The following is a 12,484-nucleotide window of genomic DNA, read 5'->3' as shown; positions in this document are numbered from 1 at the left end:
ACACCGGCCACATCAGCGGGAGGGGTTGCACCGCCAGTATTCAGCGTTCCCAGGGCCAGGCGCCCGGCGCGGCCGCAATGCCCAGCGCCCGGGGCCCCGTGTGAATGTTCAGCACCGGGTTCACCGGCGCCTTGCCGCTCCACACGATCGGGTGCCGCGCCTGCAGGAGTTCCAGCGCCTGATCGGCGTCCTCGGTGATGTTGCCGTACAGCAGGCCCACCCGCAGGGGCGTGCCCTCACCGTACTTCTGCGTGACCTGCGCCGTCACGGCCTCGATGCCGCCCCGGTACGTGCGGGCCCGCGCCACGTTCGTGTACTGCCCGGTGCCCTTGTCCACCGTGATGACCGGCTTGAGGTTCAGCAGGCCCCCCAGGGTCGCCGCCACCCGGCCGATCCGCCCGCCGCGGCGCAGGTATTCGAGCGTCTCGATGGTGAAGTACAGCTCGGTCTCCTCGTGCACCCGCGTCATCCAGTCCACGGCGGTCGCCAGCGTCTCGCCGCGCTCGGCGGCCGTGACGGCCGCGTGCAGCTGGAAGGCCTGCGCGGCGCTCAGGGTGCGGGAGTCGTGAATGGTGAGGTTCACGTCCGGCAGCAGGCTGCGGGCCTGCTCGGCCGCGTTCCGGCTGCCGCTCAGGCCGCTGCTGATCGTGACCGCCAGCACGTCCTTCACGCCGGTCTGCTGAATGGCGGCGCTCCAGTCCTGCGGGGTGGGCTGGCTGCTGGTGGGATGCTCCGGGTTGGTCTGCAACTGCCGGTACAGGTCCTCGCGGCTGATCTCGTGCGTCTTGTACGACACGTTCCCGAAGTTCACCGAGAACGGCGCGACCGGCGCGTCGTTGCGCAGCCCGGCGTAGGCGTCCAGGCCGCCGTCCGTGACCACCGCGAACCCGGGCGTGGGCGCGCTCACCGGATCTCCCGGGCGTTCATGCGTTCCACGAATTGCAGCGCGGCCGTGTGGTCCACGTCCGTGCCCACGTTCCGCGCCGCGGCGTCGTACAGCGCCCCCGTCTGCGCGAGCACCGGGGCGCTGCCCTTCGCGGCGTGCACCACGTCCAGCGCGATGCCGATGTCCTTGGCCAGGAGACCCAGCGTGAAGGTCACCGGGAACTGCCGGGTCACGACCCGCTGCGGGATCAGGTTCTCGGTGGCGTTGCTGCGTCCGCTGCTGGTGTTGATCACGTCCAGCGCGGCGCTCACGTTCACGCCCAGGCCTGCCAGGGCCGCCAGGCCCTCCCCGGCCGCCCAGAGGTTCACGGCCAGCAGCACGTTGTTGATGGCCTTCACCGCGAAGCCCGCGCCGGTGTTGCCCACGTGCACCACCTTCGCTGCGAAGGGCAGCGCCGCGCGGGCCTCCTCGACCTCGTCGGCGGGGCCGCCCAGCATCACCGTCAGGGTGCCCTGCTGCGCGCCGCTGGTGCCGCCACTGACCGGCGCGTCCAGGAAGCGCACGCCGTGCGCGGCCAGCCGGGTCCGCTGGGTGCGGGCGGCGTCCGGGTGCCCGCTGGTGCAGTCGATCCAGAGGGTGCCGGGGCGCAGCTGGCCTTCCAGACGGCCGATCATCTCGTCCACGCTGGCGCTGGTGGGCAGGCAGCTCAGGATCACGTCCGCCTGCGCCAGCTCGGACAGGCTGGCGACCCGGGAGCCGTGCTCGGCGGCGTGCTTGTGGGCCTTGCTGGCAGTGCGGTTCCAGACGAGGGCCGCGCCGCCGTGCTCGGCAGCGTGGCGGCTCAGGTGGGCCGCCATGGGGTAGCCCATCGCGCCCAGGCCGATGAAAGCAGTGGTGGTCATGATCCCCACAGGCTAGTGGAAGCGCGCCCCGCCACCGGGAAACCTGAACCGAGTGTAAATCCGGTGCCGGCGGGCGGCGCGACTCTCAGTCCCGGGAAGGGTCGCCGACCGGGAACAGCGCCTCACCCGGCCCGAAACGCTCCCGCAGAAAGCGCCCCTGCGTGAGCAGACGGTCGGCGGCGGCGTGCTCGTGCCGCAGCGCCTCCCGCACGCCGTCCGTCATCAGGTCCAGCTGCTCCTCCAGCAGCTGCTCGGCCGGCTGCCCCTGGGCCAGCAGGGCGCGGCGGGCGCCACTGGACAGGCCCAGGTACGCCTCCACGGTGTCCGGCAGGTACCGCTCGCGGGTCTGCGTGAGCAGGAACCGCGTGCGGGCGTCCGCCTCCACGTTCGCCTGCGCCGCGTCCGCCAGGCTGCACAGCAGCGTCCACGCGCGCGTCCGGGCGGGTTCCGGCAGCCGCAGCACCAGCCGCTCCACGCCCGGCCCCTCCGGCGGCAGTGGGGCGGGGGCCGGGGGCCGGGCCTCCCCGGGCCGCGTCACACGCAGCAGGCCGGTCAGGGCCGCCACGACGATCACCGCCAGGACCAGCAGGAGAATCAGCAGGGCCGACATGACCCCATCTTAGGCCGCGCCGTCACTGCCCGGACTTCGCCGGGGCGGGCGTGGCTGGCGTGAGGGATTCGAGGTTCAGCAGGAAGTTCCCGTCGCTGGGCAGCATCACCGTGCGGATTCCGGGCGAGAGCTTCTCCGCCACCGTCAACTGGATCAGCTGCGGGTTTTCCCGCAGGGCCCGGCCGCGCAGGGACAGCGCCTCGGCTTCCCCGCGGGCCTTGGCGACCGAGGCCTTCGCCTCACCCTCGGCCTCCACCACCGCGCGCTTGGCGCTGATCTCCGCCTGCTGCAGCCGGTTGCGTTCCACCGCCACCTGCTGCTCGGCCGTCTGCTTCTGCTCGATGGCCTTGGCGACACTCTCCGGGATGCGCAGCTCGCGCAGCAGCACCGAGTCCAGCAGCAGGTTGTTGCGCCCGAACACCTCCGCCAGGGACTTGGTGATGCTGGCCTCCACCGCCTGCCGCTCCGTGCTGATCAGGTCCGCGGCGTTGAACTGCCCGATCGCGTCGCGGACCTTGCTGCGCACCTGAGGACGCACCACGGTCTCCAGGTAGTTGCGGCCCAGTTCCTTGTGCAGCACGGCCGCCTGCGCGCGGTTCAGGTGGAAGTTCACGGTGACGTCCGCCGTGATGTCCAGGCCCTCCTTGCTGCGGGCGCGGATCGCGTCCTCGTCGCCGCTCTGCGTGCCCTTGCCGAGCGTCACCTCCTGCAGCCGCGCGTCGTACAGCGTCACGTGGTCCACGAACGGCACCACGAGGTGAATGCCTTCCTGCAAGGGCGAGGGCTTCACGCCGCTCACGGCGCTGAACACCACGCCCACGTACCCGGCCGGAATCACCCGCACCGCCTGCCCGACCAGCAGGCCCGCCACGATCAGGCCGCCCACCCCCCACCCCAGGCTGCGGGGCGCGCGGGGCAGACGCAGGGACACGGACGGGGTGCTCTTGCCGGAGAGGTCGTTCGTCATGCCACCGGTACGCTTCCCGCGCCCTCAGGGTTGCCGGCGCTGCCAGCCGGTCCAGCCGCGCCTCACCCGTCCTGGACGTCGCCGTCCAGGTACACCCACGCCCCGTTCAGGCGCACGAAGCGGCTGCGTTCGCGCAACTTGGCCCGTCCGCCGCCCGGCAGGCCCAGGCGCGCCGTGAAGTTCACCCAGTCCTCGCCCGCGTCGTGCACCGTGAGGTCCAGGTACCGCGTGCCGTCCGCCAGGTCCAGGTCGGCGGGGCAGGTGTCCGGGTGCCAGGTCCGCCGCAGGTACGGCTCGTCCTGCAGCGCGAACGCCGCGTACCGCGAGCGCATCAGCGCCTCCGCGGTCGGGGCGGGCCGCTCGCCCGTGTGGGCGGGCCGGCAGCACGCCTGGTAGCTGCGCCCGGACCCGCACGGGCAGGGCTTGAAGGGCGGGTGGGGCAGGACCATGCCCCCAGCCTAGCCCGCCCCGGGGCGCGTGTTCTAATGGCCGGGATGAGCGGTCCGGACGTGATCACCTCCCTGCAGAACCCCCAGGTCAAGCACCTCGTGAAACTCCGCGCCCGCCGGGACCGCGAGGCGCACGGCGTGATCCTCGTGGAGGGAGGGCGCGAGATTGCCCGCGCCCTCCAGGCCGGCCTGAACCCCCAGGCGGTGTTCAGCTGCCCCGCGCTGCACAGCCCGGACGCCGCGGCCACCGCCGCCTCCCTGGCCGGCGTGACGGAACTGTCCCGCCCCGCCTTCGAGAAGGTGAGTGGTCGGGAGAACCCGGACGGCCTGCTCGCCGTGTTCCCTACGCCCGCGCCGGTCCTGCCGGAGCCCGGCGCCGACGCGGTGGTCGTGCTGCTGCACGGCCTCGAGAAGCCCGGAAACGTGGGCGCCATCCTGCGCACCGCCGACGCCGCCGGCGCGCACGCGGTGATCGTGCTGGGGCGCGGCGCGGACCCGTACAGCCCGAACGTGATCCGCGCCAGTCAGGGCAGCGTGTTCCGGGTGCCGGTGGCCGCCCTGCCCGAGGACGCGGCGCTGGAGTGGCTGCGCGCCCACGGCTTCCGCACGGTGGCCTGCACGCCCGACGCCCCCCGCACCTACTGGGACGCGGACCTGACCGGGCGGGTGGCGCTGCTGTTCGGCACCGAACACGAGGGCCTGCCCGAATCCTGGCGGCAGACGGATCAGGCGGTCAGCATTCCCATGTACGCGGCCGGGAGTGCGGACAGCCTGAACGTGGCGACCGCCGCCGCCCTCGTGATGTTCGAGTGCCGGCGGCAGGCGCGCTGAGGGCCCCCCGGGGTCAGCCGGGCAGGCGGACGATGGTGAGCATGTACCGCCCCAGGGCCTGAATCGCCGAGAAGAACTGCTCGAAGTCGATGGGCTTGACCACGTAGCTCGCCGCGTGCGACTGGTAGGACCGCAGGATATCCTCTTCGGCGCTGCTGGTCGTCAGGACCACCACCGGGATGGTGCGCAGCGCCGGGTCGGTCTTGAGCACGTTCAGAAGTTCCAGGCCGTTCATGCGCGGCATGTTGATGTCCAGCAGGATCAGGTCCGGGCGGTAGTCCAGTTCAGGCCCGGACTGCAGCAGTTCCAGGGCCTCCACGCCGTCACGGGCGACGTGCATCACGTTGGCGATCTGCGCGGCCTGAAAGGCCTCGCGGGTCAGTTCGATATCGGCCTCGCTGTCCTCCACCAGCAGGATGTTGATGGGCGGACAGCTGGGCGCGTCGGAAGGGGAGATCTGGGCAGTCATTCGTACGTCCGGAGGAGAGAACCGCCGGAAACGCCGGCCGCGCCGGGCCGCAAATCGGCCCCCTGAGATGCCTTCCAGCCTGCCGCCCCCACCTGCGAACGGAGCGTGGACTGGGTTAAGTGGCGGGCGCGTCCCCTTGGGCTGTTCTTGACAGCCCGTTTAGGAAGCTCCGCCCTGGTGCGGGGTGGCCCCTTCTCACGCCCAGCGTTTACGCTGTCAGCCATGATTCTGCGCAAGTGGCTGCTGCTCGGCGCCCTGCTGGCCGGGGGGGCCGGCGCGTACACCGTGAAGACCGGCGACACCCTGTACTCCATCGCCCGGCGGTACGGCACGACCGTGACCGACCTGCAGCGGCTGAACAACCTGACCAGCACCACCCTGGAGGTCGGTCAGGTGCTGCGCGTGCCCGGCGAGGCCACCCTGACCACCCCGGCCGGTACACCCGTGCCGGCCCCGGCGCCCACGCCCGCCGCCCCACGCCCGGCTCCGCTGCCGGAAGAACAGCTGCGCCCCACCGCCCCGGACGCCCGGATTGCCGGCGTGAACATCCAGGTGCCGGACAGCCTGCGCATGGGGGACGCCTTCGTGGTCCGGCTCAGCGGGGCGCGGGCGGGGCAGGCCACCGTCCGCTTCCCCAGCGAAGTGGGCGAGGACGTGCGCAAGCCCAACGAGGTCCTGAAGCCCGTGGGCGGCGCAGGCGAGTACCTCGTGCTGGGGCGCGTGGTGCTGGGCAAGACCACGCCCGTGGTGTACGAGGTCATGGTGGGCGGGGAGCTCATCCGCGGCCGCATTCCCGTCCGGGGCCTGGACCAGCCGATCCAGCACCTGAACCTCCCCCCGAAGATCGGCGGGCTGCTCAAGGACCCCAAGAAGGAAGCCGAGGACGCCGCCGTGAACCGCGCCTACGAGCGCCGCACCCCGCAGGCCTGGACCAGACCCTTCGCGCCCGCCCTGAAGGGCGCCAAGGCCACCAGCAGCGGCTTCGGGCAGCCGCGCACGTACGTGGCCGGCAGCGACATCACCTACCACTACGGCACCGACTACCCCGCCAGGACCGGTACGCCGGTCCTGGCCGTGAACGACGGCACGGTCGTCATGGCCGGCATGTACACCGTGCGTGGCGGCCTGGTCGTGATCGACCACGGCGCCGGCCTGACCAGCCTGTACTTCCACCAGAGCCGAGTGGTCGTGAAACCCGGCCAGAAGGTCACGCGCGGGCAGAAACTCGGGGAGGTGGGCACCACCGGCCTCAGCGCCGGACCGCACCTGCACCTGGAGATGCGCGTGCGCGGCGAGAGCACCAACCCAGCCGGCTGGATGAACCGCCTGTGGCCCCGCTGATACCCTGGGACGCATGACTGCCCGCCCGCCTCTCCCCACCCTGGACGACCTGAACGCCCGCGGCGAGGGGTACCTGCCCGGCCTGATCGGCCTGCGTTATACGCACGTGTCGTACGAGGTGCTCCGCACGGAACTCACGGTGCGCCGCGAGCTGCTTGCCCCGAACGGCTTCCTGCACGCCGCCAGCGTGATCGCCCTGGCCGACACCACCTGCGGCTACGGCACCAGACTGCACCTGCCGGAGGGCGCCGAGAGTTTCACCACCATCGAACTCAAGAGCAACCACCTGGGCACCGCGCGGGACGGCGTGATCACCTGCGAGGCCCGGCCCGTGCACACCGGCCGCACCACCCAGGTCTGGGACGCCGAGGTCCGGGGCGCCCAGGGCCGCGTGATCGCTCTGTTCCGCTGCACGCAGGCCGTGCTGTACCCCAGAGGCTGACCCCCATGCCCACCGCGGCCGCCTTCCTGACCCACCCGGACCCCATCACGCGGGAGGTCGCCCGCGCGTACGCGGAGGGCGGCTTCCTGATGGACAACGGCGAGGGCGTGCAGTTCTACACCGTGGAGACCCGGGCCGTGGTCCCGCTTACCCCCGGGGACGGCCTGCACGTGCCTCGGCGTCTCCAGCGCGACCTGAAGCACTTCGAGCCGCGCACGGACACCGCCTTCGCGGACGTGGTCCTGGGCTGCCGGGGCGTACTGCCCGGCAGCCCCCCGCGCGACGGCGAGTGGATCTCCCCGCCGCTGAGCGCCCTGTACGCTCACCTGCACGCCACCGGCTTGGCGCACTCCTTCGAGGTGTGGCGGGGCGGGGCCCTGGCCGGCGGGGTGCTGGGTATCGCGCTGGGCGGCGTGTTCTTCGCCGAGAGCAAGTTCCACCGCGTCACAAACGCCAGCAAGGCCGCCCTGGTCCACCTGGCCGCGCACCTGCACGCGCGGGGGTTCACGCTGCTGGACGCGCAGATCCAGAACGAGCACGTCGCCCGGCTGGGCGTGCGGGAGGTCCGGCCGGCCGCGTTCCGCCGGGACCTGAAGGCCGCCCTGCAGGTGAACGCGGACTTCTGACCCCTGGCAGCCGCAGAGGCCCCAGGCTGTCCGGACCCTGTGGTTTGTCCAGTCACCTGCGGAGTTCCGTCTAGCCACGCGGCGCGCCGGGGGGCCCCCCGCCCCGTAGGCTGTCCGGTATGACCGATCAGCAGACTCTGCCCGCCCGCCAGGACGGCAACCAGGCCCCACCCCTGCGCGTTCTGATCTGCGACGAGATGAACCCCGGCGACCTGAACCACGAGGGTTTCCAGGTCGATTACGAGGGCAACCTGGACCGCGCCGAGACGCTGCGGCGCCTGCCGGAGTACGACGCCCTGATCACCCGCAGCCGCACCCGTGTGGACCGCGAGCTGATCGACGCGGCCGGCCCTCGCCTGAAGGTCATCGGGCGCGGCGGGGTGGGCGTGGACAACATCGACCTGGACTACGCGAGCCTCAAGGGCCTGCTCGTCCTCAACGCGCCGGAAAGCAACAACGTGTCCGCGGCGGAACTGGCCGTGATGCACCTGATGGCCGCCGCCCGTGGCCTGACCCGCAGCGACCGCAAGACCCGCGCCGGGGACTGGGACCGCAAGTTCCTGGGCCTGGAACTCAAGGACCGCACCCTCGGTATCGTCGGGCTGGGCCGCATCGGCAGCATCGTCGCGGACCGCGCGCAGGGCCTGCGCATGCGCGTGATCGCCTTTGATCCGTACGTGCCGGACAGCAAGTTCGGGCGCCTGGACGTGGAGCGCGCCGCCACCCTGGACGAGCTGCTGGACCGCGCGGACTTCCTGACCGTGCACACCCCCCTCACCGACGAGACCCGCGGCATGATTGGCGCGCGCGAACTGGCGCGCCTGCACAAGGACGCGGTCGTCGTGAACGCCGCGCGGGGCGGGATTATCGACGAGGCCGCCCTGGTCGCCGCGCTGGAATCCGGGCACCTCTTCGCCGCCGGGGTGGACGTGTTCGTGGACGAACCGCCCGCGCCGGACCACGTCTTCCTGCACGCGCCGAACCTGGGCATCACCGCGCACCTGGGCGCCAACACCCGCGAGGCGCAGGAGCGCGTCGGCGCGGAGATCGTCAGCCGCGTGCTCGACGCTCTGCACGGCGACGTCAGCAAGGGCGCCGTGAACGCCCCCGCCCTGGACCCCAAGACCCTGGAGCAGCTCGGCGGGTACCTGCAACTTGGGGAAAAGCTGGGCCGCATCCTCGCGCAGCTGCTGCCGGCCGCGCAGGACGTGCAGGTCACCTTCCGGGGCGAGTTCCCCACCGACCCCACCCCGGTCGTGACCAGCGTGCTGGTGGGCTACCTGCAGGGCAGCACCGAGGACCACCCGAACATGATCAACGCCCGCGCCCTGGCGAAGGAACGCGGCCTGAACGTGGGCGTGCGCGAGGAACCCAACAGCCCCGACTACGTGAGCGAGGTGGTGGTCAGCGTGTCCCGCCGCGTGCAGGAGAACGGCCAGGAACGCACGCGCACCCGCACCGTGGGCGGCACGGTGTTCGGCCGCCGCCCCCGCCTGACCCGCCTGCGCGACTACCGCGTGGAGGTCGAGCCGGAAGGGTACATCCTGATCGCCAGCAACCAGGACAAACCCGGCGCCGTGGCGAAGCTGTCCAACCTGCTCGGCACCTGGGGCGTGAACATCGCCGGCATGGCGCTCGGCCGCGCCGAGAAGGGCGGGCAGGCGCTGTTCACCCTCACCCTGGACGACAACCTCACGCCCGAGCAGCTGCAGGCCATCCGCGACCTGGACGTCATCGACAGCGCCTACCTCGTGAAGGGCTGAGGCCCGCCGGAGACCCCATGACCCAGGTTGCCCCCGCCCCCACCACCCAGCCCGACCTCCCCGCGTACACGCCCCTGCACCGCCCCCGCCTGATCGCCCCCGGCCCGGTGGAGGTGGACCCGCGCGTGCTGCTGGAACTCGCGCAGCCGCAGATGCACCACCGCGCGCAGGCCGGCATCGAGAAACTGATGGAAGCCCGCGCGAAACTCACCGCGCTGCTCGGCGACCCCTACGACGCCGTGATCACCACCAGCAGCGGCACCGGTGCCTTCGAGGGCGCGCTGGTCAGCACCACCCCGGTTGGCGCGAAGGTCGTGAACGCCCAGGCCGGCAAGTTCAGCGAACGCTGGGGCGAGATGGCCGCCCGGCTCGGCTACGACACGCACCGCGTCGCGCGTCCCTGGGGTGCGCTGCTGGATGCCGACGAGATCGCCGGCGCCTGCCAGGACGCGCACACCCTGACCATCACGCACAGCGAGACCAGCACCGGCGCCCTTCACGACCTGGAAGCCATCACCCGCGCCGCGAAGGCCGCCAACCCCGACCTGATCGTCATCGCCGACTGCATCACCAGTTACGGCGTCGCGGAACTGCGCCCCGCCGCCTGGGGCGTGGACGTGATCGTGTCCGGCAGCCAGAAGGGCACCGCCACCCCCCCCGGCCTGGGCTTCGTGCTGTTCAGCCCCGAGGTGCAGGCTCGGATGATCCGCGACACCCCGCGCGGCTTCTACCTGGACCTGACCCGGGAACTCGCCGGGCAGAAGGCCGGGAACACCCCGCAGACGCCGGCCATCAACCTGATGTACGCCCTGAGCGCGGCCCTGGACCGCCTGCTCAGCGTGCCCCTGGAGGTCCTGTGGGCCGAGCAGCGCCGCAAGACGGACGCCCTGATCGCCGCCGGGACCGCCCTGGGTGCCCCCGCGTGGGCGACGCGGACCAGCCCGGCCGTGGCGGTCCTCACCCCACCCCCCGGCCTGACCGGGCGGGCCATCGCGGGCGCGCTGGCGGGCATGGGACAACGCGCCCTGCCCGGTCAGGCCCCCCACGAGGATAGCGTGTTCCGGGTCAGCACCATGGGCTACAGCGACCGCTACGACGCCCTGGGCATCGCCGGCATCCTGGAGGACGCCTTCACGTCCCTGGGCGTGCCGTTCACGCGTGGTGCGGCCGTGGGTGCGGCCTGGGCCACGCTGGGCTGAGTGCCGTACCACACGCCCTCCCCGGGCGGCGCGAGTGTGGAGGAATCCTCACGGCTTCCTGAACGGCCCTTGTCGGCCCGCTCACGGCCGAGGTTGCCCACCCGGACACAATGGCCCCCATGAGACATTTCGTGTTCCCCAGCAGTGCCCAGGCCGACGCCTTCATCGCTGACCTCCGCAGCCAGAACCTGATCCAGCAGGACATCCAGACGGCCAGCTTCCGCCGCCGGACGCCCGTCACCACCGGCACCACCACGCAGACCGTCACCACCGAAGTCGTGGACGGCGGCGGCGACACCGGTGAGATGGTCGGCGGCGCCCTGAAGGGCGGCGCGATCGGCACGGCGGCCGGCCTCGCTGCCGGCGCGGTCGTCGCGGCCACCGGCGGCCTCGCGGCGATTCCCGTGATCCTGGGCCTCGGCATCGGCGCTACCGCCGGCATGACCGATGCCGCCCTGCACGGTGACGGCAACGAGGAACACGCCCGCCGCACCGCCCTGGAACGCCACACCGACTACGACCTGGACGACGATCACTACGACCGCCTCAACGCGGCCGCCGTGAACGACAACCGCCTGGTCGCCGTGGAGGACAACGTGGACCGTGCGGCCGTGGACGCCGCCGCCGCCCGCCACGGGGGCCGCGAGGCCTGAACCCTTCCGAAATGCACGGGCGCCGGGTTATCACAACCCGGCGCCCCTTTGGGTTCAGCGCTTACAGCACCTTGATGCCGGCCGCCTCGACGCGGGCACGCACGCCCTCCACGCCCTCGCCCCCCACGCGCAGCACGAAGCGGCGGTTCCCGCCGGGGCCGTCCGCGTCGTACGTGGCGACACTGATGATGTTGCTGGGCATGACGGCCTGCGTGGCGCGCTCCAGGCTGCCGGGCACGTCCGGCATCTCCAGCGTGAGGCGCTGGCCGCCCTCGCGCATGCCCAGGATGTCGGTGAAGGCGCGCAGCACGTCACGCGTGGTGATCACCCCAGTCACCCGGCCCGCCTGGTTCAGCACGGGCAGGCCGCCCACGCGGTGCTCCAGCATGCGCAGCGCGGCGTCTTCCATGTACTCGTCCTCGTGCGCGGTCACGACCGGGCGGCTCATCACCTCGGCCACCGTCAGCTTGCTGAGCATGTAGTTGAGTTCCCACACGCTCAGGGTGGTGGCCTTGCTGGGCATGGCGTCTTTCAGGTCCTTGCGGGTGGCGATGCCGATCAGCTCGCCGCCTTTCATGATCGGCAGACGCCGGAAGCCGTGTTCCTTGATGATCTGCAACGCCTCCATCACGGTCGTGTCGGGGGAGACAGTGATCGGGTCCTTCGTCATCCAGTCGCGTACGAGCATGCCCCGATTGTATGGCCTGTGCGTTTCCGTGTCGTCCCACCCCCGTCCGGACGACCCCGACACTGTCTGACCGGCAGGTGATGCGCCGTTCAGACAGCCCCTGCTCCCCTTCATTCGGCTCAGAAATCACCATGGTACGGTGCCCCTCATGAAAGTGAACGCCAAAGCGCTCGCCCCTGTCGCCCTCGTCGCGGCTTTCGGTCTCGGTTCCCTCGCCCCCCACGCCCAGACGCCCGCTCAGAAGATCGGCTTCGTGGACGTGGACGGCCTCCTGCAGACCCAGGCCGGCCCCAAGGAAGCCCGCGCGATCGAGAACAAGCTCAAGACGGAAACCGCCGACCTGCAGAAGCAGGCCAACGCGATCATCGCCAAGGGCAATGCCGCCACCGCCGCCGAGAAGGAAAAACTCAACCAGCTGAACGCCACCTACCAGGCCAAGGCCCAGGCCGCCGCCAAGCAGGTGCAGGCCCTGTCCACGAAGATGGAGGCCGCCACCAAGGTCGTGGACACCGCGATCTCGGCCGCCGCGAAGGCCAACGGCTACAGCGTCGTGATGGACCGCGCCGTCGCGGCCAGCAGCGGCCTCGTCGTGTACGCCGACGACAGCACCGACCTGACCGCCGCCGCCCAGAAGAACATCAAGTAACCCTCACAATCC

The 12,484-nt window shown here is 71.6% G+C and carries 15 protein-coding genes; 8 read left to right on the top strand and 7 right to left on the bottom strand.

Going from position 1 to position 12,484, the window contains the following annotated elements; all coding sequences use genetic code 11:
• Positions 1–40: 40 nt before the first annotated feature.
• The 5 genes from DFI_RS07185 to DFI_RS07165 all read right to left on the bottom strand — a co-directional run bounded on the left by DFI_RS07185 (position 41) and on the right by DFI_RS07165 (position 3,814).
• Positions 41–907, bottom strand: coding sequence for a DegV family protein (locus DFI_RS07185; protein ID WP_027461583.1), 867 nt, complete (start codon positions 905–907; stop codon positions 41–43).
• Positions 904–1,788 (bottom strand): NAD(P)-dependent oxidoreductase, encoded by an 885-nt coding sequence (locus DFI_RS07180; protein WP_027461582.1) that lies wholly within the window; start codon positions 1,786–1,788, stop codon positions 904–906. The genes DFI_RS07185 and DFI_RS07180 overlap by 4 nt, the downstream gene beginning before the upstream one ends.
• 85 nt (positions 1,789–1,873) lie before the next feature.
• Positions 1,874–2,398, bottom strand: coding sequence for a hypothetical protein (locus DFI_RS07175; RefSeq protein WP_051307382.1), 525 nt, complete (start codon positions 2,396–2,398; stop codon positions 1,874–1,876).
• Positions 2,399–2,420: 22 nt separating this feature from the next.
• The gene (locus DFI_RS07170; protein WP_022801996.1) at positions 2,421–3,365 is read right to left on the bottom strand and encodes a prohibitin family protein; all 945 of its coding nucleotides are present in this window, start codon (positions 3,363–3,365) and stop codon (positions 2,421–2,423) included.
• Positions 3,366–3,427: 62 nt separating this feature from the next.
• On the bottom strand, positions 3,428–3,814 hold the full coding sequence (locus DFI_RS07165; protein ID WP_027461581.1) for a YchJ family protein: 387 nt from the start codon (positions 3,812–3,814) through the stop codon (positions 3,428–3,430).
• A 45-nt stretch (positions 3,815–3,859) separates the two neighbouring features.
• Between DFI_RS07165 and DFI_RS07160 the strand changes: the two genes are divergently transcribed.
• Entirely contained in the window at positions 3,860–4,645 is a 786-nt protein-coding gene (locus DFI_RS07160) for a TrmH family RNA methyltransferase (protein WP_027461580.1), read from the top strand.
• A 13-nt stretch (positions 4,646–4,658) separates the two neighbouring features.
• On the opposite strand, the gene DFI_RS07155 is transcribed toward DFI_RS07160, so the two are convergent.
• Positions 4,659–5,114, bottom strand: coding sequence for a response regulator (locus DFI_RS07155; protein WP_027461579.1), 456 nt, complete (start codon positions 5,112–5,114; stop codon positions 4,659–4,661).
• Between the two features lie 222 nt (positions 5,115–5,336).
• Here DFI_RS07155 and DFI_RS07150 point away from each other — a divergent pair, with 222 nt between their 5' ends.
• From DFI_RS07150 to DFI_RS07125, 6 genes are all read left to right on the top strand, one after another.
• The gene (locus tag DFI_RS07150; protein ID WP_043776637.1) at positions 5,337–6,455 is read left to right on the top strand and encodes a LysM peptidoglycan-binding domain-containing M23 family metallopeptidase; all 1,119 of its coding nucleotides are present in this window, start codon (positions 5,337–5,339) and stop codon (positions 6,453–6,455) included.
• Between the two features lie 13 nt (positions 6,456–6,468).
• Complete coding sequence (locus DFI_RS07145; protein ID WP_027461577.1) at positions 6,469–6,897, top strand: PaaI family thioesterase; 429 nt, start codon at positions 6,469–6,471, stop codon at positions 6,895–6,897.
• A 5-nt stretch (positions 6,898–6,902) separates the two neighbouring features.
• Entirely contained in the window at positions 6,903–7,523 is a 621-nt protein-coding gene (aat, locus tag DFI_RS07140; protein ID WP_027461576.1) for a leucyl/phenylalanyl-tRNA--protein transferase, read from the top strand.
• A 119-nt stretch (positions 7,524–7,642) separates the two neighbouring features.
• Entirely contained in the window at positions 7,643–9,286 is a 1,644-nt protein-coding gene (gene serA / locus DFI_RS07135; RefSeq protein ID WP_051307381.1) for a phosphoglycerate dehydrogenase, read from the top strand.
• A gap of 17 nt (positions 9,287–9,303) precedes the next feature.
• On the top strand, positions 9,304–10,485 hold the full coding sequence (locus DFI_RS07130) for an aminotransferase class V-fold PLP-dependent enzyme (RefSeq protein ID WP_027461574.1): 1,182 nt from the start codon (positions 9,304–9,306) through the stop codon (positions 10,483–10,485).
• Between the two features lie 119 nt (positions 10,486–10,604).
• A complete protein-coding gene (locus tag DFI_RS07125; protein ID WP_022802005.1) occupies positions 10,605–11,138 on the top strand; it encodes a hypothetical protein in 534 nt (177 codons plus the stop codon).
• A gap of 61 nt (positions 11,139–11,199) precedes the next feature.
• On the opposite strand, the gene DFI_RS07120 is transcribed toward DFI_RS07125, so the two are convergent.
• Positions 11,200–11,826, bottom strand: coding sequence for a CBS and ACT domain-containing protein (locus DFI_RS07120; protein ID WP_022802006.1), 627 nt, complete (start codon positions 11,824–11,826; stop codon positions 11,200–11,202).
• A 148-nt stretch (positions 11,827–11,974) separates the two neighbouring features.
• On the opposite strand from DFI_RS07120, the gene DFI_RS07115 reads away from it, so the two are divergent.
• On the top strand, positions 11,975–12,472 hold the full coding sequence (locus tag DFI_RS07115) for an OmpH family outer membrane protein (protein ID WP_027461573.1): 498 nt from the start codon (positions 11,975–11,977) through the stop codon (positions 12,470–12,472).
• Positions 12,473–12,484: the final 12 nt, after the last annotated feature.

This window comes from Deinococcus ficus, from assembly GCF_003444775.1.
GTDB classification, from domain to species: domain Bacteria; phylum Deinococcota; class Deinococci; order Deinococcales; family Deinococcaceae; genus Deinococcus; species Deinococcus ficus.
This window is presented reverse-complemented; position numbering and strand designations above follow the sequence as displayed.